At 69.5% G+C, this 24,842-nt stretch carries 17 protein-coding genes and 3 pseudogenes; 10 read left to right on the top strand and 10 right to left on the bottom strand.

Annotation, left to right across the window (positions count from 1 at the left end; all coding sequences use genetic code 11):
- Nucleotides 1-73: 73 nt before the first annotated feature.
- Together ABZX90_RS04330 and ABZX90_RS04325 are read left to right on the top strand one after the other, a co-directional pair.
- A complete protein-coding gene (locus ABZX90_RS04330) occupies nt 74-1,645 on the top strand; it encodes an oleate hydratase (protein ID WP_355201378.1) in 1,572 nt (523 codons plus the stop codon).
- A 165-nt stretch (nt 1,646-1,810) separates the two neighbouring features.
- Nucleotides 1,811-2,125 (top strand): annotated as a pseudogene (locus tag ABZX90_RS04325) (pyridoxamine 5'-phosphate oxidase family protein); the annotation flags it as partial.
- Nucleotides 2,126-2,164: 39 nt separating this feature from the next.
- Here ABZX90_RS04325 and mgtA read toward each other — a convergent pair.
- Both mgtA and ABZX90_RS04315 read right to left on the bottom strand, forming a co-directional pair.
- On the bottom strand, nt 2,165-4,858 hold the full coding sequence (gene mgtA / locus ABZX90_RS04320) for a magnesium-translocating P-type ATPase (RefSeq protein ID WP_355201376.1): 2,694 nt from the start codon (nt 4,856-4,858) through the stop codon (nt 2,165-2,167).
- Between the two features lie 307 nt (nt 4,859-5,165).
- Nucleotides 5,166-5,417, bottom strand: coding sequence for a hypothetical protein (locus ABZX90_RS04315; RefSeq protein ID WP_355201374.1), 252 nt, complete (start codon nt 5,415-5,417; stop codon nt 5,166-5,168).
- 246 nt (nt 5,418-5,663) lie between these two features.
- Between ABZX90_RS04315 and ABZX90_RS04310 the strand changes: the two genes are divergently transcribed.
- On the top strand, nt 5,664-8,105 hold the full coding sequence (locus ABZX90_RS04310; protein WP_355201372.1) for a SpoIIE family protein phosphatase: 2,442 nt from the start codon (nt 5,664-5,666) through the stop codon (nt 8,103-8,105).
- A 407-nt stretch (nt 8,106-8,512) separates the two neighbouring features.
- Nucleotides 8,513-9,502, top strand: a complete 990-nt coding sequence (locus ABZX90_RS04305; RefSeq protein ID WP_355201370.1) for a nitroreductase family protein — start codon at nt 8,513-8,515, stop codon at nt 9,500-9,502.
- Between the two features lie 57 nt (nt 9,503-9,559).
- Here ABZX90_RS04305 and ABZX90_RS04300 read toward each other — a convergent pair.
- Nucleotides 9,560-9,745, bottom strand: a pseudogene (locus tag ABZX90_RS04300) (hypothetical protein); the annotation flags it as partial.
- Nucleotides 9,738-10,607 carry a universal stress protein gene (locus ABZX90_RS04295; RefSeq protein WP_355201368.1) on the bottom strand — a complete coding sequence of 290 codons (870 nt, stop codon included), beginning with the start codon at nt 10,605-10,607 and terminating at the stop codon, nt 9,738-9,740. The gene ABZX90_RS04295 and the pseudogene ABZX90_RS04300, both read right to left, overlap by 8 nt.
- A 245-nt stretch (nt 10,608-10,852) precedes the next feature.
- Here ABZX90_RS04295 and ABZX90_RS04290 point away from each other — a divergent pair.
- Nucleotides 10,853-11,485: pseudogene (locus ABZX90_RS04290) on the top strand (universal stress protein); the annotation flags it as partial.
- Here ABZX90_RS04290 and ABZX90_RS04285 read toward each other — a convergent pair.
- Both ABZX90_RS04285 and ABZX90_RS04280 read right to left on the bottom strand, forming a co-directional pair.
- Nucleotides 11,449-11,655, bottom strand: coding sequence for a DUF5988 family protein (locus ABZX90_RS04285; protein ID WP_351120151.1), 207 nt, complete (start codon nt 11,653-11,655; stop codon nt 11,449-11,451). The pseudogene ABZX90_RS04290 and the gene ABZX90_RS04285 sit on opposite strands and share 37 nt — an antisense overlap.
- A gap of 407 nt (nt 11,656-12,062) precedes the next feature.
- Nucleotides 12,063-12,401: a BON domain-containing protein gene (locus tag ABZX90_RS04280; protein WP_351120149.1), complete on the bottom strand. Its 339-nt coding sequence runs from the start codon at nt 12,399-12,401 to the stop codon at nt 12,063-12,065.
- 197 nt (nt 12,402-12,598) lie between these two features.
- Between ABZX90_RS04280 and ABZX90_RS04275 the strand changes: the two genes are divergently transcribed.
- The 3 genes from ABZX90_RS04275 to ABZX90_RS04265 all read left to right on the top strand — a co-directional run bounded on the left by ABZX90_RS04275 (nt 12,599) and on the right by ABZX90_RS04265 (nt 16,896).
- The gene (locus ABZX90_RS04275; RefSeq protein WP_355201365.1) at nt 12,599-13,474 is read left to right on the top strand and encodes a universal stress protein; all 876 of its coding nucleotides are present in this window, start codon (nt 12,599-12,601) and stop codon (nt 13,472-13,474) included.
- A gap of 248 nt (nt 13,475-13,722) precedes the next feature.
- Nucleotides 13,723-16,404, top strand: a complete 2,682-nt coding sequence (gene adhE / locus ABZX90_RS04270) for a bifunctional acetaldehyde-CoA/alcohol dehydrogenase (protein WP_355201364.1) — start codon at nt 13,723-13,725, stop codon at nt 16,402-16,404.
- Between the two features lie 69 nt (nt 16,405-16,473).
- Complete coding sequence (locus ABZX90_RS04265; RefSeq protein ID WP_355201362.1) at nt 16,474-16,896, top strand: hypothetical protein; 423 nt, start codon at nt 16,474-16,476, stop codon at nt 16,894-16,896.
- A gap of 28 nt (nt 16,897-16,924) precedes the next feature.
- Here the strand turns inward: ABZX90_RS04265 and ABZX90_RS04260 are convergent, their stop codons facing one another.
- Nucleotides 16,925-17,599, bottom strand: a complete 675-nt coding sequence (locus tag ABZX90_RS04260) for a pyridoxamine 5'-phosphate oxidase family protein (RefSeq protein WP_355201360.1) — start codon at nt 17,597-17,599, stop codon at nt 16,925-16,927.
- Between the two features lie 490 nt (nt 17,600-18,089).
- Between ABZX90_RS04260 and ABZX90_RS04255 the strand changes: the two genes are divergently transcribed.
- Nucleotides 18,090-19,565 (top strand): PHB depolymerase family esterase, encoded by a 1,476-nt coding sequence (locus tag ABZX90_RS04255; RefSeq protein WP_355201358.1) that lies wholly within the window; start codon nt 18,090-18,092, stop codon nt 19,563-19,565.
- A 163-nt stretch (nt 19,566-19,728) separates the two neighbouring features.
- Entirely contained in the window at nt 19,729-21,180 is a 1,452-nt protein-coding gene (locus ABZX90_RS04250) for a 3-hydroxybutyrate oligomer hydrolase family protein (RefSeq protein ID WP_355201356.1), read from the top strand.
- Between the two features lie 60 nt (nt 21,181-21,240).
- Here ABZX90_RS04250 and pflA read toward each other — a convergent pair whose 3' ends face one another.
- From pflA to ABZX90_RS04235, 3 genes are all read right to left on the bottom strand, one after another.
- Nucleotides 21,241-21,969, bottom strand: coding sequence for a pyruvate formate-lyase-activating protein (gene pflA / locus ABZX90_RS04245; protein ID WP_355201354.1), 729 nt, complete (start codon nt 21,967-21,969; stop codon nt 21,241-21,243).
- Between the two features lie 5 nt (nt 21,970-21,974).
- Complete coding sequence (pflB, locus tag ABZX90_RS04240; protein ID WP_355201352.1) at nt 21,975-24,233, bottom strand: formate C-acetyltransferase; 2,259 nt, start codon at nt 24,231-24,233, stop codon at nt 21,975-21,977.
- Between the two features lie 148 nt (nt 24,234-24,381).
- A complete protein-coding gene (locus ABZX90_RS04235) occupies nt 24,382-24,822 on the bottom strand; it encodes a pyridoxamine 5'-phosphate oxidase family protein (protein WP_351120131.1) in 441 nt (146 codons plus the stop codon).
- Between the last annotated feature and the right edge of the window lie 20 nt (nt 24,823-24,842).

Genomic DNA, 24,842 nt, shown 5'->3' with positions numbered 1-24,842 from the left:
ACACAGGACCTGGCGACAGGAAACCGTGGGAGGCGCGGTTCCCGATCGACCGGCGTGGACGAGGAGTTGTGTGATGGCGAAGGCATATCTGGTGGGCAGCGGGATCGCGGCACTGGCCGCGGCGACGTTCCTGATCCGAGACGGCGGCTTCAAGGGTTCCGACATCCACCTCTTCGAGGAACACCGGGCCCTCGGCGGCAGCCTGGACGCGGGCGGCACACCGGACGCCGGGTACACCATGCGGGGCGGGCGCATGTTCGAGGCCGAGTTCCGCTGCACCTACGACCTGCTCTCCGGCATCCCCACCCTCGACGACCCCGCAGTCTCCGTGACCGAGGAAATCCTGGCCGGACATGAGGACTTCGCCTGGGACGACATCGTCCGGCTCGTCGACGGGGACGGCAACATCGTCGACACGACATCGATGGGATTCTCCGAACGTGACCGGCTCGAACTGGTCCGCTGTCTGGCCACTCCCGAAGGGCACTTGGACGGCAAGCGGATCACCGACTGCTTCGGCGAACACTTCTTCACCACCACCTTCTGGTTCATGTGGTGCACCACATTCGCCTTCCAGCCCTGGCACAGCGCGATCGAGTTCCGCCGCTACCTGAGACGCTTCATCCACCTGTTCTCCGACTTCGCCTCCATGTCGGGAATCCACCGGACCCGCTACAACCAGTACGACTCCATCGTCCAGCCCCTGACCGCCTGGCTCCATGAGCGCGGCGTCACCGTGCACACCGGCTGCCACGTCACCGACCTCGGCTTCACGCCGGGCATCGGAAGCGGCACGGTAGAGGCCATCCACCTGAGCCGAGGCGGCTACGACGAGAAGATCACCGTCGCGCCCGAGGACCTGGTGCTCGTCACCAACGGTTCCATGACCGATGCCTCCAGCCTCGGCTCGCACACCTCCGCGCCTCCGCCGGCTCCGCATCGCTCGGACGCCTGGTTGCTGTGGCACCGGCTGGCCCGTGGCCGCGACGACTTCGGCACCCCCGACGTCTTCGACAAAAGCGTCAAGGAGTCCCGCTGGGAGTCGTTCACGGTCACCGCCAAAGACCCCGCCTTCCTGGCGGCGCTCGAAGAGTTCAGCGGCCGTCCGGCCGGCAAGGGCGGACTGATGACCTTCACCGAATCCAACTGGCTGCTCACCATCGTCGCCAACCGCCAGCCCGTCTACCGCGACCAGCCGGAGGACGTCGGGGTCTGGTGGGGCTACGGCCTGTTCCCCGGCCGCGCGGGCAACCACACGCCCAAACCGATGACCATGTGCACAGGCGCCGAGATCCTCGAAGAGGTCCTGCACCACCTTCCGTTCGACGAGCGGACGGCGGCCCGGGTCCGGGAGACCTCCACCGTCGTGCCCTGTGTGATGCCGTACATCACCAGCCAGTTCCTGGCCCGTCGCCGCGACGACCGTCCCCAAGTCGTCCCGAAAAGGTCGGTCAACCTCGCCTTCATCGGGCAGTTCGCCGAGGTGCCCGACGACGTCGTCTTCACCGTTGAGTACTCCGTACGCACCGCCTGGACGGCCGTGGCGCAGCTCCTGAAACTGGACAAGCATCCGCCGCAGGTCTACAAGGGCCATCACGATCCCCACGTCCTGGCAGCCGCCCTGGAGACCATGCACCGTCGATAGGTCACCGGAGGTACGAGGGCTGTCCGGCCCCGCAATGGGGACCATCGGCACCTGTGGGAACCGTGTGGCCCGAAAGACAGCGAACGCGTGACGTGAGCGGCACCCGTCCTCTGCGGTGTCGGTCCGCCTCCCGTGGGCGCTCGGTCATGCGCGCAATTGTCGGCGATCCGTCCGGTCAGCCACGTCCTGGTCTACGGCGACATCGTCATCCGCACCCATGGTGACGCCACCCTGACCCGGTACACCCGTCAGAATGAAGGTGAGGGGGCGGTCGTCGCGTACGAGGCCGACGACATCGACCCCGACACCCACCTCGGATGAAGCGTCGTCGTCACGGGCTTTGCGCGGCTGATCACCGAACCACGGGAGCTGGCCCGCTATCGGACCGTGTTGCGTCCGTGGGTGTCACAGAGGATGGATCATGCCGTCCGCATCAGCCCCGATCTGGTTCGGACACGGGCGTTCAAGAGTTCGCCGTGACGGCGGGTGAGTGGGCCCGCGCGGCGGGGCCGGCCTGCTTCACGTCCTCGGAGCGACCTCGGTCGGACCTGACCGTGGTGATGTCCGTGTGCCTGCCCGCAGATCTGCGGCCGTACTGAAGCGGGATGCGCGGCGCCGGAGGTGCCGGCGGCCGGCGTAGTGCCTGGGAGCCGGCGAGACGGTGACTTCGGCACCGTAGAACAGCCGCTTGCCGACTTCGATGAGGGCCAGATAGGCGACGACCATGCCGACCAGGGTGGCGAAGAACGCCATGGGAAGTGGTTGGAAGCCCAGTGTGTGGGCGACTGGGGTGGCCGGCAGTACCGCGCCGATCGTGACGACGCTCAGCGCGGCAAGAGTCAGCGGCAGGCTGGGGTGGCTGCGGAAGAACGGGATGCGGCGCGTTCGGATGGCGAAGATCACCAGAGTCTGAGTGGCCAGCGATTCGACGAACCATCCGGTCCGGAACTGGGCCGGCCCGGAGTGGAAGACCCAGAGCATGACGCCGAAGGTGATGAAGTCGAACACGGAGCTGAGCGGGCCGAAGGAGAACATGAATCGGCGGATGAAGGCGATGTCCCAGTGCGAGGGCTTCCGCAGCTGCTCCTCGTCCACGTTGTCCGTCGGGATGGCCAGCTGACTGCTGTCGTAGAGCAGGTTGTTCAGCAGGATCTGCGAAGGAAGCATCGGCAGGAACGACAGGAAGAGCGAGGCCCCCGCGGCGGATGCCATGTTGCCGAAGTTGCTCGAAGTGCCCATCAGCACGTACTTGATGGTGTTGGCGAAGATCCGGCGGCCCTCGCCCACACCGTCGGCGAGAACATTCAGGTCCTTCTCCAGCAGGATGACGTCGGCCGCGTCCTTGGCAACGTCGGTGGCCGAATCGACGGAGATGCCCACGTCGGCCGCGTGCAGTGCGAGGGCGTCGTTGACCCCGTCGCCCAGGAACGCGACGCCCCCGCGGCTGAGCCGTTGCGCGTGCACAATGCGTGCCTTGGCCTCGGGACTCACGCGAGCGAAGACAGTGGTCCCGGCTATCGCTTCGGCCAGTTGCGCGTCGTCCAGGGCGTCGACCTCGCTACCCGTCATCACCCCCGATTCGGGGAGCCCCAGGTCATGGCAGACCTTCGCGGCGACCGCGGCGTTGTCGCCGGTGACGACCTTCACCGCGATGCCCAGCCCGGACAGCCTGCGCAGCGCCATGGCAGCATCCGGCTTGGGCGGATCGATGAACACCAGCAGGCCGGCAAGGGTCAGCCCTCGCTCGTCCTCAGGCCCCACAGCCTGCGTTCCGGTGGCGACGGGCCGGATGGCGACAGCGACCACCCGGTTGCCCGCGGAGAACTCCACCGCCAGCGCGTCACGGGCTGCGGGCGGGACGTCGACACAGCGGTCCAGCACCGTCTCAGGAGCGCCCTTGGTGACCAAGCTCAAGCGGCCGTCACGGTCCCTCAACAGGACGGACACCATGCGTCGTTCGTGATCGAAAGGCAGCACCGAGACCTGCGCGTACCCGTCCAGACCGGCCCGCCCGTCGGCGGTGGCCGGGGAGCGCCACAGGGCCTGGTCCAGCGGGTTTCCCCCGACGTCCTGCGCGTCGCGCGCCTCGTTCTCCGTACCGAGGAGTCCCCACCGCACCACTGCCGCGGCATGTTGGCCGCCGGCCGGCACGGCGCGCATGTACTCGATCCGGCCCGTGGTGAGCGTGCCGGTCTTGTCGGTGAACAGTACATCGACATCGCCCAAGTCCTCGATGCACACCAGCCGTTTGACCAGCACCTTGCGCCGACTCATCCGCCGCGAACCGGCGGCCAGACTGGTCGACACGACTGCGGGCAGAAGCTGCGGGGTGATCCCCACCGCGATGGCGAGCGAGAACAGCAGCGCGTCGATGATCGGCTTGTGCAGCACTACATTGATCACGAAGATCGAGGTCGTCAGAGCGCCCGCGACGTAGACCAGCAGCATGGAAAAGCGCCGCAGGCCGACCTGGAACTCGGTGTCCAGGGGGTGGGTGTCGAGCCCGGCAGCGATCTTGCCGAACTCGGTCCGCGGTCCGGTGGCCACCACGACCCCACGTGCGGCACCGGTACGAACGACCGTGCCCATCAGTGCGCACCCGGACAGCTCTGCCAGGGGGGTCCCGGCCGTGACCGTGGCGAGGCTCTTGTCCACCGGAAGGGACTCTCCGGTCAGCACAGACTCGTCGCACTCCAGACCGGTGACCGCGGTCAGCCGCAGGTCGGCCGGCACGATGTCGCCCAGACGCAATTCCACCAGGTCGCCGGGGACCAGCGCTGTGACATCGACAGGCGTGGCCCTGCCGTCACGCCGTGCCACGGTCTGATGGTGGACCTGGGAATGCAGCGCCTCGGCCGCCTTTTCGGCCCGGTACTCGTTGACGAAGCCCAGTCCCACCGACGCAGTCACGATGAGCCCGATGACCACCGCATCGCTGCGCTCTCCCACCAGGAAGGACGCGACGGCTGCTGCCGCCAACAGACCGAGCAGCGGTGAGCGGAGCTGATGCCACAGGACCGGAAACACACGGGCACGATGCGTAGCCACCGCGTTGGAGCCGTACTGTGCCTGGCGTCGCAGAACCTCCTCGCCGGTCAGGCCTTCGCCGTCGACGACGTCGAGCGCGCGAAGCACATCGGCCGCCGGCAGAGCCGCGGCCGACACCACCCCCTGCGCGAGCGCGGGCGGTTGCGTCGGAGTGAAGACGCTCATCGTCTTCGGCTTCCGGAGACGTCGGAGCCCCCGTGCGAGCACGTGCTGGTCTCCTGATCTCGGCGCTGCAGCCTGGTCATAAGCATCGCGGCCTTTCGCCAGGCTGCGGGGATGGGCGCAGCTGAGGGTGTCGGCTGTCACCGTCGCATCGCCGGACGGCGGGGGGTAGGGGCGGTTCGACCCTTGTCAGGGACGTTCGGCCCAAGCGGTCCGGCCGGAGAGCAGCAGGACGGCCTCATACCCCCTGGACGCGAGGGGTACGTACCGGGAACGCCCGCTTTCCGGCGCCAGGTTTCGATCCGACGCCTCAGCGCGCGACGGACACACGGTTGTCCGTGTCCACCGATCGGGCCTGCACGGCCGTCGGGGACCTGTGCACGTGACGACGCAGCAACCGAACGGCGAGCGCATCGAGTGTCGCCGCGGCGACGAACGTCACGCCTGCGGCAACAATGAGAAGTACCGCGAACATCGTCCAGAACTCCGGCGTGAGACTCGTACCCATGGTTCTCACTTCCTCCGGGTCGCCTTCGTTTCCTTCCCTTGCAGCCAACTCCATGGGGAATCACGGCACATGTGCCAAGCGGTTCGACATGAGGTAGGAACGGGCCCTTGCGCCGCCGAAGCCCCTGCGTGTCGTGGGCCAGGCATCTCGGTCCGACCCGCCGACCTGCGTTTACCGGCCAGGAGAGATACAAGTGATAGGGGAGTCGACGCGACGGACGCGACGGGAGGACACGTACGGCGCGCCACGGCTCTGCTGTGCCTCTGCGGACCGAGAGCCCGGGGGCAGGATGGGCGACGAATGGACATGGAGAACGCCGGCTCCCCCGGAAACGGCCGACTTCCGGATCCGGTCACCGCGGCCACGGCAGTCGTCGACGCGCGCGGGATCGTGACGGGATGGAGCACCGGCGCCCAGCGATTCCTCGGCTACCCGTCCGAGGACGTCGTCGGGCGTCCCGCGGCCGGCCTGCTCGGCCGGAATGCCGACGCCTCGGTGGACTTCTCGGCAGCTGGTGCGGAATGGCGGGGAAACCCGCCCCTGCGACACCGCGACGGCCATGACGTGGAAGCCGAGCTGCAGGCGTACGCGTCAGTCGACCGCGAGGGCGGCACACAGTGGCTCATCGTGGCCACGCCGTCGCAGCAGCCGTATCCGCGTCCGGCGCCGCCTCCGTATGAAGCCGAGGCCACGACAGAGGAAGCCTTCGCGCAGTGCCACCTGCCTGTGATGATCTACGACGCCGAGTTGCGGGCCCTGCGCGGGAGCGCCGGCGCGGTCCGCGCACTGGGGCTCTCGGAGCGGCAGATGCGTGGTCGGCTCGTGACCGAAATCCTGCCTCCGCACATCTGCACCAAGGTCGAGGAGGGGATGCGCAGAGTTTTCGAGACGGGAAGGCCGGAGTATTTCCACGTGCAGGGCCGACCACGGCCAGAAGCCCACGGACGCGACTGGGCCGTCACCGTGTCCCCCGTCAGGAACCCGGCAGGGGAGGTACGCCACGTTCAGCTCGTGGCGCTCGACATCACCGAACTGCACCGGGCCCGAGAGCGGCTCGCCCTGCTGAACGACGTCAGCTCGCACGTGGGCAGCACGCTGGATGTGACACGCACGGCACAGGAAATGGCCGACATCGCGGTGGGCCGACTCGCCGACTTCATCAGTATCGACCTGCTGGACTCGCTGCTGCGCGGCTTGGAGCCCAGGCCGTCCGACGACGGTTCCATCGGTCTGTGCCGCGTCGCGCAGCAGTCCGTCCTGCCCGGTGTACCCGAGTCGGTGATCCAGCCAGGAGACATCGACTACTACCCGGAATCCTCACCCCCCGCCCGCTGCCTGCTCACCGGCCGTTCCTCACTGCACCGCACCCTGGACGCAGCCGTCGGCAGCTGGCAGACGGCCGACCCCGAGCGCGCGGAGAAGGTCCGCTCCTTCGGGATGCACTCGATCATGGTGGTCCCACTGCGTGCCCGAGGTATCACGCTCGGGGTGGCCGTGCTCGTGCGCCACCGGCGCCGGCATCCGTTCGACGACGACGATCTGCTTCTCGCGGACGAGATCGCCGCTCGGACTGCCGTCGCCGTTGACAATGCCCGCCGCTTCACCCGCGAGCGGAACACCGCCCTGGCCCTGCAGCGAAGTCTGCTTCCTCATGGGCTCGCCGCCCAGGATGCCGTGGAGGTGGCTCACCGCTACCTGCCGGCGCGCTCCCGGGCCGGGCTGGGCGGCGACTGGTTCGATGTCATCCCCCTGTCAGGCGCCCGGGTCGCCCTGGTCGTCGGAGACGTCGTCGGCCACGGGCTGCGGGCCTCGGCCACCATGGGGCGGCTGCGGACCGCGGTGCGCACTCTGGCCGACGTCGACCTGCCTCCCGAGGAACTCCTCGTCCATCTCGACGACCTGGTCACTCATCTCAAGTCGGAGGAGGGCGCCACCGCGGATTCGGAACTCGACGTCGTCACCGATCTCGTCGCCACCTGTCTGTACCTGGTCTACGATCCGGTCTCGCGCCGCTGTTCAGCCGCCGCAGCGGGCCATCCCCCACCCGCCGTGGTGACGCCCGACGGCAGAGCCGAATTCATCGAGCTGTCGGCCGGACCTCCGCTGGGGGTGGGCGGCCTCCCCTTCGAAGCCGTCGAATGGGAGGTACCCCGGGGCAGCCTCTTGGCGCTGTACACAGACGGCCTCGTCGAAGTTCCCGGACACGACCTCGACAGGGGCATGGCACTGTTGCTTCGACAACTGGAACAACCCGCGCGCTCACTCGATGCCACCTGCGACGACCTGATCCGGACCATGCTCTCTGCGCAGCCATCGGACGACGTCGCCCTCCTTCTGGCACGCACGCGGTCCCTCGACTCGGACCAGGTCGCCACCTGGGACCTGCCCTCCGAACCGGCGGCCGTGGCGGGCGCTCGGCGCGAGGTCTCCCTGCGAATGGCGGACTGGGGACTCGACGAGGCCGTCTTCACGGCCGAGTTGATCGTGAGCGAACTGGTCACCAACGCGATCCGCTACGGCGACCCTCCCGTCCAGTTGCGCCTGATCCGAGGCACCGCGCTCATCTGCGAGGTCCGTGACAGCAGCAGCACCGCCCCGCACATGCGGAGAGCCCGCACGTTCGACGAAGGCGGGCGCGGCCTGATGATGGTCGCCCAGCTGGCCGAGCGGTGGGGAACGCGCCACCTGCCCGGGGGGAAGTCGATCTGGGCAGAGATCGGCATCCCGAACGAGCAGCCGTAGGGGCGGTCACTGTCCGGCGATGCCGGTCATCGCCGTACCTCCTCGACCGTCGTCGCGTCTGCAGACACCTCCAGTCCATCGCGCCCGGTCCCCTCCCGCTGAGGCCGAACAGCCCCTATCCGGGTCCCTGAAGTCCCTTTTCTCCCGCGCAATCGCCGTCAGACTGTGAGGAAGGGGGGCCTCGACATCCGGCGGCGATCACCATGTCCGACCTCACCAGCACCGAGCTCTACGAAGTGACCATGCCCTCGGACACCGCCGTTTGCCGCTCCCCCGCGTATGACGTCTTCGGCGACGGCAGCGAACCCTCACGCCGCAGGCGATGCGGCGTTCACGGCGGTGGCCCTGCGCGGCGCCGAGCTGCGGGCCGTGCTCGACTGGCCGGACCGGCATGAAGGGAAGCCACCATGACCACGGAACCTCTTGACGTGAACACCGTCACGGCGCTCGTGACGGACGCCACCGCCGCGCCCTCGCTCCACAACGCTCAGCCCTGGGCGTTCCGCTACCTGCGGGACACCGGCGTCCTGCGCCTGTACGCCGACCCGGAGCGCACACTCCCGCGCACCGACCCGGAGAATCGAGGCCTGCGCATAGGCTGCGGCGCCGCCCTGCTCAACCTGCGCGTGGCCGCCGCCGCGGCGGGCCTGGCCCCGGTCGTCCGCCTGATGCCCGATCCGGCCCTGGCGGAGTTCCTCGCCGAGGTACATCTGTGCGGCACCGGACCACCCGACGACGCCCTCGCCCGGCTCGCCCCCTCGATCCAGCTGCGTCACTCCAGCCGCCTGGCCTTCCGCGACAAAGAAGTCCCAGCCGCCACAAAGGAAAGGCTCGCCGAGGCGGCCCGCGCCGAGGGCGCGCAGTTGCGGTTCCCGGACACCTGGCATGTGCAGTCGATTCTCGCGTCGGTGCGGGACGCCGAGGACCGGGAAGCACTCGAACCGGGAGTGCGCGAGGAAACGGTGCGGTGGACACGCACGGAGCCGTCAACTGCCGATGGGGCGGCGGACGGCATCCCCGCCGAGGCCTTCGGTCCGCGACAGCGCGGTGCATCGGCCCCTGTACGTGACTTCGCCGTCGGCCGTCCGGTGCCCGGGCGCGGCTGGGCGCGTTTCGAGCAGAACCCGAACATCGCTTTGCTCGGGACGGCCCGTGACGAGCCGGTGGACTGGCTGTGCGCCGGTCAGGCACTGGAGCGGGTCCTGCTCCAGGCCACCACGGACGGGCTGGTCGCCTCGTTGACGTCCCAGCCCCTGGAGTGGTCGGAGATCCGGTGGGCCGTCCGCGACCCGTTCTCGGCCATGGCGCACGTCCAGATGGTGATCCGGCTCGGCTACGGCCCCGAGGGCCCGGCGAGCCCCCGGCGGCCGGTGGCCGATCTGCTCGACGTCCGCTGACGCGGACACATCCGACTCCCGCTCGCACGCGAGCCGGCGCGCGGTCGCCGTGGGTTACACCAGGAACCCGAGATCGACCGGCTTCTTGAGCTTGTACGCACGGTCGCCGACGAAGAACAGGACCGCGGTGTGGGTCTCGCACATGCCCGCACGGACCAGCGGATCGCCGTCGTGCCGGGCACCCGAGCGGGGCGAGGCAGCGGCGTGAGGCCCCGGCGTCTCGTCGGGGCCTCGCTCAGTCATGAGGAACGACGGCGGCCGGGCAGTGCCCATGGTGAATGGCGGCCTGCGCCACCGGCCCCAGGTGCGGCGCCAGACCATGACGGTGCCGACGCCGGCCCACCACCAGCAGCGCGGCGCCCTCGGCGGACCGTACGACCGCCTTGGCAGGGCTTTCGAGACGGATGCTGTCGGCCACCTCCACCCGCGGGTACTTCTCTCGCCACCGGTGAAGCGCCTTGCTCACCTCCTCGTGCGCCTCGCGCGTCATCTCTTCGGTGACCCCGTGGTCCACGCCCCAGGGCACATGTGCGTGCAGCGGCACGCTGCGACCGTGGACGGCCAGGAGCGGTACGTCTCTTGCCGCGGCGGTCCGGAACGCGAATTCGAGCAGGTCGTCGGAGGATCCGTGCAGCTTCAGGGCTACGACCACAGGGCGCCCGGGCTCGGAAGGCGTCTTCTGTTCCTGGGGGTCGGCGCGGACCAACACCACCGGCCGTTCGGCCCGTGCCACGACGGGCATGCTGATGTCACCCAGGAAATAGCTCTCGACGGACTCCAGCCCGCGCGAACCGAGCACCGTGATCTCCGACTCCGACGCCGCTTGGAGCAGGGCGCTCTGGGCGTCGTCGGCGACCAGGTTCCCGACGACGGACAGGCCCGGGTGGCGGGCTTGGAGCTCCGCCTGGGCGGTGTGGACCAGACGCTTCGCCCAATAGTTCTGATCGACTTCGCCGGCGACCCGGGACGATGCCGGCGCCAGCATCGGCCACGCGTGCAGCAGGCGCAGAGGGAGCTTGCGCTTCTCGGCTTCGTCGGCGGCCCAGCGGGCGGCGGCCAGGCTCTCGGGCGATCCGTCGAGGCCCACGGTGACGGCTGGTTGCATGGCGGCGGCCTCCATCTCGTACGAAGCTGGAAATGATGGTGAACGAGTCCGCGAACGGAGCTTGGTCCGTGCGTCGCCTGCGCACCGGGGTGATGCGTTCTCTCAGGATCACCCCCAACTCCTCCGTGGCGCATGTGGAGCCCCGGAGGAGGAGCCGAAGAGGTGGAATCCGGCATGAGAGGTGACACGAACGTGGCGAGTCCCCTCGTGGTCGGAGTGGACGGATCCGAGACACCTGGAGGCGCCTCGTCGACGAGGGGCGCAGCGCCTTCGCCGTGGTACTGGTGTCCAGAGGACTCGGGGACCTCACCGGCCTGCTCCTGGGCTCGGTCAGTCTTGTTGTGGCGGCACGTACCGACGGCCCGGTCGTCGTGGTCCGCGGCGCTCCCGAGCATCGCGCCGACCGGTTCGGGAGCGTCGTCGTGGGTGTCGAGGACGGGGAGGGCAGCGGCACGGCCGTGGACTTCGCGTTGCGTGAGGCGCGGGTGCGGCGCTGCCGGCTCGTGGCGTCGCACGCCTGGAGCACACCGGCCGGTGCCTGTACGACACCGCGAGCCACGTCGTGGTTGCTGGAGGCTCATCGGCGGCCGCCGGCGCAGGTACTGGACGACGCCCTGCGCGGCCGTGCCGAAAAGTACCGCGACGCCACGGTGAGCCGGCGACTGATCGAGAAACCGGCACGCCCGGCGCTGCTGGAAGCCGCGTCGAACGCGGACCTGCTCATCGTGGGCGCGCGGCGGCGACTTGGGCATCCTGGTCTGCAACTGGGCCTGGAGCTTCTCCTGCCAGTGCGACAGCACCCAGCCGAAGCCGCTGGTTGTCGCATGCTCCGTGCAGTCGGCTACCCCGGGAGCTCCGTGCGCTCCCACCACTCGTAGACGGGCAACTGGCCCTGCTCGGTCTCCTGCTGACGCGTCGTGGCCCGGAAGTGCTCGTACCCTCCACGGAACGGCACTTTGACGTCGAGGTCGGGCGCCGGAACCGAGACGATCCGCTCAGGAAGATCGTCAGGGCCACCCTCAAGAACTGCTCTTGTCGCGTCGGTCATGACCAGATCTTCTCTGCCCATGCCGGAGCGCACCCCCGCGACGCGCCGAGGTGCGCTCCGGCCGTTCGCGTGGCGGGCGATGTTGGCCGACTTCCCGGCGTGGGACCGGCTTTCACCTCGATCGGGGTCGATCGGCCCTGGTGGAACGGGAGGGCGCGTGATGTGCTGGTAGTGGCGGGAAGGACCCCTTCGAGACGCGGAGAAGCGGCCGGCAGCCGCGCACCGCGCAATCCGGACCCGCGAGAAGCGGGTGGCGCCCTTCCCGTCCAGCCATGCCGTGGCCGGGTCGCCGATGCCGCGAGCCTCGGCGGATCCAGGTGACGAGCACGATCCAGGCCTCGATGACATCGCTGTGCCGGCGCAGCGGATTGCTTCGCCAGCGCCACATCCTCACGGTGGTCCGCTTCTTAGGGCGTGTCCGTGTCATCTTCACCGCCCCCTTGCCGTACCGGCGGCTCCACCTCGCTCTGTTCGGGGCGGTCGGGGTCGGTATCGGGGAGGTCGGGGTCGAGGTTCGGGTGGCGGGGCGGCCCGGCCAGCACGCATCGCACGTCGACGACTCCCGGCACCGCCCGGGCGAGCCGGGCGGCCAGCGGAATGAGGGCGGTCTCGTGAACCCGGCCGGCAAGGGTGACGACACTGTCGTGCACCTCGACCCGGATCGGTCCGGTGTGCGTACCGAAGATCCGTAGGACGACCTCCCGGCGCACCTCCTCGGCGATGTCCTCGATCGGTGTACCACCCAAGGAGAACGGGCACCGTCGTGCTTCCTCCCAGCGGAACTCCCTACCCGTGACCGCTGTCCGGATCCAGGCGCGCCAGGGCCGGAAGTCCCGGGAAAGGGCTGGACGGCCCCTGCCACCGCCGGACGCCGGGGACGATCGTGAAAGGTGGTACCCCCAAACCGCACGGCATCGCAGCAAGAGAGAAGGCGGTGGAGACAATGACTCTCCCCCTCGTCGTGGGCGTCGACGGATCGGACGGCAGCCTCCTGGCCATCGACTGGGCGGTGGACGAGGCCACCCGCAACGGGCTTCCGCTGCGGCTGGTCTACGCCTCACTGTGGGAGCGTTACGAGGGAGCGTTGCCGACGATGAGCCGGGAGCGCACCTCCGAGAAAGTGCTGGCGGAGCACATCGTCGGTTCGGCGGCGGAACGCGTCCGCCGGCACAACCCCGATCTCAAGGTCTCCACGGAAGCGGTGGCCGCCGAGGCGGTGTCCGCGCTCCTGGACGAAGGAAAGAATGCCGCCGCCCTGGTCACCGGTTCACGGGGCCGCGGAGAGCTGAAGGGGACGCTGCTCGGCTCGGTGGGTCTGGCGGTCGCGGCCCGCGCGTCCTGCCCGGTCATCGTGGTCAGGGGTGACAAGGCCGCTCTGGCCGGCTCGCACGGGCGCATCATGCTCGGCGCCGGAGACCCCGAGACGGGCCATGAGGCCGTCCGGTTCGCGTTCCGGGAAGCCGAGGCACGTGGGTGTGAGCTGGACGTCGTCCGCGCCTGGCGCTGTCCTGTACGCGAGACGGCCGAGGACCGGGCGTCGGCCGAGGAGCCGGCCCATCAGCATGAGCAGCAGGCTTCCGCCCTGCTCGACACCCTTGTCGCCGACGCGGCGGCGGAGCATCCCGATGTGCGGCTGCGCAGGACACCGATCGAAGGATCGGCCCGCAAGGTGCTCGTCCAACGCTCGGCCGCCGCCGACCTGGTGGTCCTCGGGGCGCGGCGCAGGTCCGGTCGCTTCGGTCTCCAGCTCGGCCGTGTGTCCCACACCTTGCTGCATCACGCGGCCTGCCCGGTGGCCGTCGTACCGCAGACGGTCTGATCCGTCGCCGTCCGAGGGCGCCCATCAGGCGTTTCCGCGGACGGGGTCGTCGGCATCGTCAACGGCCTGGGCACCGGCGCCGATCCGGGGCCGGTCGGCCCCGCAGAGGGACCAATGGGTCCTGGGTCGGAGGCGCCGAGAAGAGAGACGCTCATGCTCGGAGCCGCACCGATCTCTGATGGTGCCGACTCCCTTCACGCACCGCCGCTCACGCGGCGGTGCCCTCTCGACGACGGAGGCTTGCTCCCATGACCCGCCAAGACGATCCCCGCGCAGCCGCCGAGCCCGCCGCCCCGCCGACCGAGATCGCCATCGCGGTGGACCGGCTGGTGACGAACGGGCTCAAGGCGCTCGCGGAGTACGAGGCACTCGATCAGGAGCAGGTCGACCTCATCGTCAGGAAGGCCTCGGTGGCGGCCCTGGACCAGCACACGGCGCTCGCGCGGCTCGCGGTGGACGAAACCGGGCGGGGCGTGTTCGAGGACAAGGCCGCAAAGAACATGTTCGCCTGCGAGTACGTCACCCACAGCATGGGCCCGATGAAGACGGTCGGCGTCATCGCCCGCGACGACATCGACGACATGATCGAGGTGGCGGAGCCCGTCGGCGTGGTGTGCGCGATCACACCCGTCACCAATCCGACCTCCACCACCATCTTCAAGGCGCTCATGGCGCTGAAGACCCGTAACCCGGTCGTGTTCGCCTTCCATCCCTCCGCCCAGCGCTCCAGCGCCCGAGCGGCCCGCATCGTCCGCGACGCGGCGGTCGCCGTGGGCGCGCCGGAGCACTGCGTGCAGTGGATCGAGGCCCCGTCCGTCGAGGCGACCGGCGCCCTGATGCGGCACCCGGGGGTCTCACTGATCCTCGCCACCGGCGGCAACGCGATGGTCAGGGCCGCCTATTCGGCCGGTAAGCCTGCCCTGGGGGTAGGCGCCGGGAACGTCCCCGCCTATGTCCACCGGGGCGCCAAGGTGCGCCGCGCCGTCAATGACCTGGTGCTGTCCAAGTCGTTCGACAACGGCATGATCTGCGCCTCCGAACAAGCTGTCATCCTGGACGGGGAGATCTACGACGCCGTCCTGGCGGAATTCCGCACCCTGCACGCCCACTTGGCCACCGCCGAGGAGAAGGCGATGCTGGAGGCGTTCCTGTTCCCCGTCGGCGCCGCCGGCTCGGGCTGCGAGCCCAAGGTCAATTCGGCGGCTGTAGGCCGGAGTCCGGCCTGGATCGCCGAGCAGGCCGGGTTCTCCGTACCGGCCGGCACGTCGCTGATCCTGGTCGAAGCCGACCGGGTCGGCCCGGACGAGCCCCTCACCCGGGAGAAGCTCTGTCCCGTCCTCGCCGTCCTGCGCGCCGACTCCGAACAGCAGGGCTTCGACCTGGCCGCCGACATGGTCGCCTTCCACGGGCAAGGCCACAGCGCCGTCATCCACACCGAGGACCCCGCGCTGGCGGAGGCGTACGGAAAGTACATGAAAACCGTGCGGATCATCGTCAATGCCCCTTCCTCCCAGGGCGCGATCGGCGGCATCTACAACAGCCTGCTGCCCTCGCTGACCCTGGGCTGCGGTTCGTGGGGCAGCACGTCCGTGTCCAACAACGTCAGCGCCGCTCAACTGCTGAACGTCAAGCGGGTCTCGACCCGTCACAACAACCTTCAGTGGTTTAAGGTCCCACCGAAGATCTACTTCGAGCCGGGGGCCATCCGCTACCTCGCCTCGATGCCGGACGTCCATCGCGTCACCGTCGTCACCGATGCGACGATGACCCGTCTGGGCTTCGTCGACCGGGTGGAGCGCGTGCTGCGGCGGCGCGGGGAGCCGATCACCATCCAGGTCATCGACAACGTCGAGCCCGAGCCCAGCATCGACTCGGTCCGGCGCGGCGCCCGCCTCATGGGCGACTTCCGCCCCGACACCATCATCGCCCTCGGCGGCGGCTCGCCCATGGACGCGGCCAAAGTGATGTGGCTGCTGTACGAGCAGCAAGCCGAGGGCAAGGACGTCGACTTCGCCGACATGCGGCACAAGTTCTCCGACATCCGCAAGCGCGCCTTCCGCTTCCCCGTCCTGGGCAAGCTCGCCCGTCTCGTGTGCGTCCCCACCACCTCGGGCACCGGCGCCGAGGTGACCCCGTTCGCCGTCATCTCCGACCCCACCACGGGCAAGAAGTACCCGCTGGCCGACTACGCGCTCACTCCGAGCGTCGCCATCGTGGACCCGCTCCTCACCACCGGGCTGCCCCGCGCGCTGGCCGCCGACAGCGGCTTCGACGCCCTCACCCACGCCGTGGAAGCGTACGTGTCCGTCTACGCCAACGACTTCACCGACGGCCTGGCCCTGCACGCGATCCGGCTGATATTCGGCAACATCGAGGCAGCGGTGAACGACCGAGCGGACCGGCCTCAGGCCAGGGAGAAGATGCACAACGCCGGCACCATCGCGGGCATGGCCTTCGGCAACGCGTTCCTCGGCATCGTCCACGCCATGTCGCACACGCTCGGCGCCACCTTCCACATCGCGCACGGCCGGACCAACGCCGTTCTGCTGCCGCATGTCATCCGCTACAACGGGACCGTCCCGACGAAGCTCACCGGCTGGCCCAAGTACGAGGACTACCGCGCTCCAGAACGCTTCCAGGACATCGCCCGCACGCTCGGCCTTCCCGCGACCACCGCGGCCGAGGGCGTCGAGTCACTGGCCGCGGCGGTGGAGCGGCTCCGCGACTCTTTGGGCATCGAGTCGTCGTTCCAAGCCCTCGGCATCGACGAGCGCACCTTCCTCGACGCCTTGCCCCAGCAGTCCCTCAACGCGTACGAGGACCAGTGCGCGCCCGCCAACCCGCGCATGCCCATGCTCGATGACATGCAGGAACTCATGCGCGCGGCCTACTACGGCCGTCCGGGCGCCGAGCCGTCGAAGCGACCGTAGACCGTGGATCGGCCCCGCCACTGCTGCCGGCCTCGGCCGAGGCCGGACATCCCTGAGGAGGAACTCCGTATGAGCACCGAGGACACCGACGCGACCCCCCTGGTTCGGTTGCGCTTCGATGGTGCCGTGGACGAGCAGACCCTGGCGTACGCCCGCGCGAAGATCGACGCCGTCGTGAACAGGCCGGGGCTTCCCGCCGTCACCGGCGAGGTTCGCATCGTGCGCGCCGCCGCTCACCACACGGACCGGCCTTGGTCGGCCACCGCCGAGCTGCATGTGGGTGGTCACCAGGTGATCGCCACCGCCGAGGAGAGGACAGGCACGGAGGTGGTCGATCGGCTCCAGGACAGGCTTCGCCGTCAGACCGACAAGGCCGGGCACACCCGGGACGCCGGGCATCGGACCGCGCCCCCGCCCTGGCGCGACCTTGACCAGCCGTCGCATTCGGCCGAGGAGCCCGGCCGTGCGGCGGAGGCCTCCCCCACGGCGTGAATCCAGGGGTGGCATCTGCAGATTCGGTTCAGACCACGATCCGCCGTCCCGTGACGGCGTGCGGCTCGATGCGCACCCAGACGTCCCGTCTGCCTCCGGCCCACGGGGCACTGTATGCCTGTTCCGCGAGCCGACGCGCCTCTCCGGGATCCGTCACCGTCTGGGCCTGGCCTCGGACGAGTACGCTCCATCCCTGGCTGAATGTGTCGTCGATGCGGTCGACCTCGAAGGCGACCTGCGAGCCGGCCGCCAGCGACGGAGTAGCACCGTGGGCGGTTCTGAAGACGATGGCGGTGTCGATCACGCTGTAGTTGACAGGGACAATCACCGGGCCCTCGGCTGTGGACACCGCCAGCCGACCCACACCGTGCTGTGCCAGCAGGTCGGCGCATTCGGCACTGCTCAGGTGGGTGAACTCGGGGGCGCGACCAGCCTGTGCGGAGCCAGGGGGCAGGTCGACGTCCCCGCCGGTCAGCGCCGACGCCGTGGTCCGCAGAGCGGCGGCCAGCGTGAGCAGGACTTCCCGGCTCGGGGCGGTGCCAGAATGCTTCTCCAAGTGCGCCAGATACGTGGAGGCCATCCCTGCTCGGGCGGCCACCTCCTCTGTCGTCAGCCCGAGTTGAGTGCGGCGCGCGACAAGCCGGCGGCCCAGATCACCCGAGGACACACCCTCCGACACGTGCGTGTGGGTCCGCTCGTCCATAACCTGTCACGTCCTCTCATGAGGCGGTCCGTGCGGCGGCTTCACCACCCGCCACAACCTGAGAAATGCCGGAATTGCACGATAAGTTCATCTTGGACCTCTCTTGCTGTGCCTCGCATGGGCCGTCCGGCCCATGCGGGCGATCCAGTCGGCCCGGGCGCCCAACCACACGGGCCGGACCCAGGTGAGCAGCGCTCTCAAGGCCGGAGTCAAGATCACTGTCTGGCAGGATCGACAGGGCCGGCTTGACCGCCCCGGCATCCGGCTGACAGCCGTCGGATGCTTCCGCCGATCGCGAGGTCCCTATCAGCCCCGGTGGCACGCGCGCAATCCGTGTGAGGTCGACTGACGCGAGGCCGGCTGTGGTGCCCGGTGCCATGTCGGCTCCGCCCGCCCGCTTCTAAGGTTCCGCAACGCCTCGATGTGCCCGGCGCCCAGTGATGCGCCGACGGCCGTAAGAGCACCGGGGCACTCGACGAAGGAGCCGCCGATGCCACATCCATCAGCCCATGGACGCCACTGGAGCCGGTGGGGCGGCGCCCTGCCCCGTCTCCTCACTGTCGTCGCCCTCGTCCTGGGCGTCGCGCTGACCGGTCCCGCGCCCGCTCACGCCGCCGTCGCACTCACGCGCGTCGGCAACTTCGGCTCCAATCCCGGCGCGTTGAACATGTACGTGTACCGGCCGGCGTCCCTGCCCGCGAACCCGCCCGTGGTCGTCGCGCTGCACGGGTGCACCCAGAGCGCCCAGGTCTACGCGGACAACTCCGGGCTGCCCCAACTCGCCGACCGGGACAAATTCCTGCTCGTGCTCGCGGAGACCACCTCTTCGAACAACCTCAACAAGTGCTTCAACTGGTTCCAGTCGAGCGACAACCAGCGCGATCAGGGGGAAGCCCTCTCCATCAGACAGATGGTGAGCAGCGCCGTCTCCACGTACGGAGCGGACTCCCGGCGCGTCTACGTCACCGGTCTGTCCGCGGGCGGCGCCATGACCGCGGTCATGCTCGCCACCTACCCGGACGTCTTCTCCGCCGGCGCGGTCGTCGCGGGACTGCCCTTCAACTGTACGAAGGACAACAGCCCGTACGTGTGCATGAACCCCGGGGTCGACCTCAGCCCGAGCGACTGGGCCCAGCGGGTGCGCGACGCGTACCCGTCGTACACCGGACCGTGGCCGCGCACGGCCATCTGGTACGGCGACCAGGACACGACGGTCGCTCCGCTCAACGCCGGTGAGCTGCGCGATCAGTGGACGGCACTGCACGGGCTGCCCCAGACCCCCACCCGCACCACCAGCATCGGGCCCGACTCCACCCGGCACGACGAGTACCTGGCCGCGGACGGCACGGTCGCCGTCGAGGTCGACCGGGTTCCCGGCATCGGTCACGGCACCCCGGTCGAACCGGGCACCGGCGCCCAGCAGTGCGGCAGCACGGGCGCCCCGTACTTCCTGAGTTCGATCTGCTCCAGTCACTGGATCGCCCGGTTCTTCGGCCTAGACGGCTCCGGGACCGGAACGGGCTCATTGCCCGCGCCGACCGGGCTGGCGGCGACCGGAGCCACCGACACGAGCATCAGCCTGAGCTGGAACGCCGTCAGCGGCGCCACGGACTACGTCGTCCACCGCGACGGCACCCCGGTCGGAACACCGAGCGGCACGTCGTACACGGACACCGGGCTGCAGACGGGCACTTCGCACGCCTACACGGTCGCCGCCCGGGACGCCGGCGGCACGGCGGGATCCGGCTCGGAGGCGATCACCGCAACCACCACCGGCGGCACCACCGCCTGCTGGACGGGCAGCAACTACAGCCACGTCCAGGCGGGACGGGCCACCACGAGCGGTGGCTACAGCTACGCCAAAGGCTCCAGCCAGAACATGGGTCTCTACAACACCTTCGTCACGCACACCCTGAAGGAGTCGCCCACCGGCTACTACACCGTTGCCGACAGCGGCTGCCCCTGACCGGCCCGCAGCTCTCCAGTCCGGCGAGGCGACCAGGCCCGCCATGGTGGCCGGCGACCCTATCGGGGCCGCCACCATGGTGGGCCGGCACATGTCCCGAGCAGTCACGTCGCCCCTAGCCTCCGGTGCGTCCACCACGAACCACTCGACCCGGAGGCCCCGGATGCCCTCAGCCCGTACGACCGTCGCCCCGCCCCGCGGACGACGGCCCAGATGGCGCGTCGCTCTCGGAGCACTGTCCCTCGCCGCCGCCTGTTCGACCGTCCCCGCGCCGGCCGCGGCGGCGCCCGCCGTGGTCGGCGACGGGACACCGGGCGGGCACTGCGCCGCACGCGATCTGCCGCCGCGCGTGCCGGGCGCGGACTTCCAGCAGGCCGACTGCCTGGACGAGTTGACCACCGCCGGGACCGTGGCCTCGGGCCACACCGACCCGGCCGACTACGCGGGCCTCACGCCCAAGGACCTGCCCACGCCCAGCGGAGTCCCCGGGATCCAGATCGACGGCTACTTCCCCGACACGTCCACCACCGACACCAACCACGGCTGGAACCACGACGCGCAGTTCGTCATCCGCCTTCCCGACCGCTGGAACGGCGGGCTGGTCGTCGCCGGAACACCGGGCAACCGCGAGCAGTACGCCAACGACCGAGCGATCTCCGACTGGGTGCTCTCCCGCGGCTACGCCTACGCCGCCACCGACAAGGGCAACACCGGGCTCGCCTTCTACCGCGACGGCCGCCGGCCCGGCGACGCCATCGCCGAGTGGAACATGCGGCTCACCCAGCTCACCCGGGCCGCCCGCTCCGTCGTCAGGCAGCGATATCACCGGCCCCCGGCCCGCACCATCGCCACCGGCATCTCCAACGGCGGCTACCTCGTCCGCTGGCAGCTGGAGAACCATCCCGAGCTGTTCGACGGAGGAGTCGACTGGGAGGGCACGCTGTGGCGCTCCGACGGCCCCGACCTGCTCACCTTCCTGCCGCCCGCACTCCGCCACTACCCCGTGTACGCGGCCGGGGGCGCCGGGAGCGAGCAGGCCCAGGAGGCCATGCACGCCGCGGGCTACCCGGCCGGCTCGGAATTCCTGTGGCCGTATCACCACCAGGTGTACTGGGACCTGACCCAGCGCATCTACCGCGAGGAACTGGACCCCGGGTACGACGGCGCGACCGAGGCGGGAACCCCGTACTGCGCCTCCGGCACCCCCGGCTGCGACGCCGACTACGACTACGCCACCCGGCCGGGAGCGGTCCACCGCGCCGTCGACCGCATCGCGCTGACCGGACGCATCGGCAAGCCGCTCATCACCCTCCAGGGCACACTCGACGTGCTGCTGCCCATCAGCCAGGACTCCGACGTCTACGCCCGCATGGTGCGCGCGGCCGGGCGGGGCGGGCTGCTGCGCTACTACCGCATCGAGGACGGGACGCACACCGACTCGCTCGTCGACACCTTCCCCGACAAACTCCGACCGATGGTCCCCTGCCACCGCTCCGCCTTCACTGCCCTCGAACGATGGCTGGCCGGCGAGGGCCGTCCTCCCGCGGGCCACACCGTCCCGCGCCCGGCCGACGCCGACCGGACGACGCTGCTGACCAGTTGCCCGCTGGAATGAAGCGTGTCTCTTCGCGGCTCCCGACGGTAGCGGCCGGACACCGCGACCGGCGCTCGGCTCTCAGTAGGCGGACACACCGTGATCCCTGAAGCGTTGACGGACCCGGTCGATCATGGCGGGATCGGGAACGGGGTTGTCTCGCAGCGGGAACGGGATCCCGAGAGCGTCGTACTTCTCCGCACCGAGCTTGTGAAAAGGCAGTACGTCGACCCTGTCGACTGTGCTGAGCTTCGCGACGAACCGGGCCAGGGAGTCCACCGATTGCGGATCATCGGTCCAACCGGGGACCAGCACGTAGCGGATCCACATCGGGACGCCGAGGCGGTCAAGGCGCGTGGCGAAGTTCAGGGTGGGTTCGAGTCGACCGCCCGTCAGCTCACGATAGGTGCCGGTGTCGAAGGACTTGATGTCGAGGAGCACCAGGTCGGTGTCGGCGAGGAGTTGGTCGGTGGCGCGGGTGCCGAGGAAGCCGGAGGTGTCCAGGGCGGTGTGCAGTCCGGCTTCCTTGCAGCGGCGTAGCAGTGCGGCGGTGAAGGCGGGCTGGAGCAGGGGTTCGCCGCCGGTGATGGTCACGCCGCCGCCGGCGGTGGTGACGAACGGCCGGTACTTCTCGATCTCCGCCATGACCTCGTCGACGGTGGCCTCCCGGCCGTCACGCATGTGCCAGGTGTCGGGGTTGGCGCAGTAGAGGCAGCGCAGCGGGCAGCCGTTGACGAAGAGGACGAACCGGGTCCCGGGACCGTCCACGCCGGTGGACAGGTCCCAGGAGTGGATCCGGCCCGTCGTCATCGTCCTCACAGCGTTCCGTGGAAGGTCCGGCTGATCACGTCGAGCTGCTGCTCACGGGTCAGGCGTACGAAGTTGACGGCGTAGCCGGAGACCCGGATGGTCAACTCCGGGTACTTGTCCGGGTGTTCCATCGCGTCCTCCAGGGTGGCCCGGTCCAGGACGTTGACGTTCATGTGGAAGCCGCCGGAGGCCATGTACGCGTCGAGGATGCCGACCAGATGACCGGCGCGCTCGCCGGGCACGTGCCCCAGTCCCTCCGGAGTGATCGTCGTCGTCAGCGAGATGCCGTCGCGGGCGTGCTCATAGGGCAGTTTGGCGACGGAGAGCGCGGAGGCGGCCACCCCGTGCCGGTCGCGGCCGTTCATCGGGTTGGCGCCGGGTGCGAAGGGCTGTCCCGCGCGGCGGCCGTCGGGTGTGTTGCCGGTGTGCTTGCCGTAGACGACGTTCGAGGTGATCGTCAGCACCGACTGGGTGTGTTCGGCGTCCCGGTAGGCGGGGTGCTCACGCACCTTCGCCATGAAGGAGTCCACCAGGCCGACGGCGATGGCGTCCGCCCGGTCGTCGTTGTTCCCGTACGCCGGGTGGTCGCCCTCGATCTCGTAGTCCACGGCCAGCCCGGTCTCGTCGCGGATCACCTTGACCCGGGCGTACTTGACGGCGGACAGGCTGTCGGTGGCGACGGAGAGGCCGGCGATACCGCAGGCCATGAAGCGGTGCACGGGGTGGTCGTGGAGCGCCATCTCGATGCGTTCGTAGGCGTACTTGTCGTGCATGTAGTGGATGACGTTGAGCGCGTTGACGTAGGTCTCCGCCAGCCAGTCCAGCATGGCGTCGTAGGCCTTCGACAGTTCCTCGTACTCCAGGTACTCGCCGGTCAGGGGCGGCATCTCGGGGGCGATCCGCTCGCCGCTGATCTCGTCCCGGCCGCCGTTGACCGCGTACAACAGCGCCTTGGCGAGGTTGACCCGCGCGCCGAAGAACTGCATCTGCCTGCCGACGGCCATCGCGGAGACACAACAGGCGATCGCGGTGTCGTCGCCGGTGCACGGGCGCATCAGCTCGTCGGACTCGTACTGGATCGCGCTCGTGTCGATGGAGACCTTGGCGCAGAACTCCTTGAATCCGGACGGGAGTCGGGGCGACCACAGCACGGTCAGGTTGGGCTCGGGGGCCGGACCCAGGTTGTAGAGGGTCTGCAGGAAGCGGAAGGAGGTGCGGGTGACGAGCGGGCGGCCGTCCTCGCCGATGCCGCCGATGGATTCGGTGACCCAGGTCGGATCGCCGGAGAACAGCGCGTCGTACTCGGGGGTGCGCAGGAACCGTACGATGCGCAGCTTGATCACGAAGTCGTCGACCAGTTCCTGGGCGCGGGTCTCGTCGAGGACGCCCTTGGCCAGATCGCGCTGGAGATACACGTCCAGGAAGGTCGAGGTGCGGCCCAGCGACATCGCCGCCCCGTTCTGCTCCTTCACGGCGGCGAGATAGCCCAAGTAGAGCCACTGCACAGCCTCGTGGGCGGTTTCGGCGGGGCGGGAGACGTCGCAGCCGTAGGTCGCGGCCATCCGGGTCAGCTCGTCCAACGCCCTGATCTGCTCGGCGAGTTCCTCGCGGTCGCGGATGATGTGCTCGGTCGACGGCGCGGCGTCGAGTCCGGCGCGTTCCGCGCGCTTGGCGACGATGAGCCGGTCCGTGCCGTACAGCGCCACACGCCGGTAGTCGCCGATGATCCGGCCGCGGCCGTACGCGTCGGGCAGACCCGTGATGATGCCGGCCTTGCGGGCGGCGCGCATCGCGGGCGTGTACGCGTCGAAGACACCGTCGTTGTGGGTCTTGCGGTAGGTGCCGAAGACGCGGGTGACGAAGTCGTCGGGCTCGTAGCCGTACGCCTTCAGGCTGTTCTCGACCATCCGCAGGCCGCCGTTCGGCATGATGGCGCGCTTGAGCGGCGCGTCGGTCTGCAGGCCGACGATCAACTCCCGCTCGCGGTCGATGTATCCGGGCGCGTGCGAGGTGATCGTCGAGGGGGTCCCGGTGTCGACGTCGAGGATTCCCCTGCGCCGCTCCTCCGGGAAGAGCGCGCTGACCGTGCCCCAGACGGCCCGGGTGCGCTCCGTCGGGCCGGCCAGGAAGGCCGCGTCTCCTTCGTAGGGCGTGTAGTTGGCCTGGATGAAGTCGCGGACGTCGATGCGCTCGCGCCACGCCGTCCCGGCGAAGCCCTGCCATGCCTCGGCCGTCCGGCCACCAGCCGTCACCGTTGCGGTCATCGCCGGTCTCCCTTCACGCTGCGCGGAATGTCCTGCACTGCCGATACTTGTCGGCCGGGGTGACCGGGACGAGGGCCGGACAGTACCGGCCGGGACGCCGAACGCCCTCGCCCGAGGGCCGTTCGGCCCACCCCGTGATCGCGGAAGGTCAGGAAGGCCCCTGCAGCCCGTACTCCGGACGACCTGCGACGAGTTCCCGGCCGGTGACCAGTTCGGACACGATGCGGATGAAGACATCGCTGGGCGAGGCCACCCAGGAACGGGGTCCTGTCCGGGTCAGGCGATGGTGCTCGGCGGGATCGCTCACCACCATGGCGCGCCCCGTCACGACCACGCTCCAGCCGGAGTGCGCCGCCGCGTCCACCACGTCGGCCTCGAACGCCACCACCACACCGTCGATGGAACGGGCCAGTTCCGAGTCCGCCGACGTCCGCAGCACGACGGCGGACTCCGCGTCGAGACAGAAGTTGACCGGCAGGACCGCGGGCAGGGCGTCCCGTGTGTGGACGACCCTGCCGATGGGCACCCCGCCGAGCCGGTCCAGGCATTCCTGCCTGCCGAGTTCACGAAATCCGTCGTCGGGGTTCATCAGCGGAGCCAACTCTCACG

Origin of the sequence: Streptomyces sp. NPDC002935 (assembly GCF_040611295.1) — a bacterium.
Taxonomy (GTDB): Bacteria; Actinomycetota; Actinomycetes; order Streptomycetales; family Streptomycetaceae; genus Streptomyces.
Note: the sequence above shows the minus strand (reverse complement) of the source record. Positions and strands in the feature narration are given on the sequence as shown.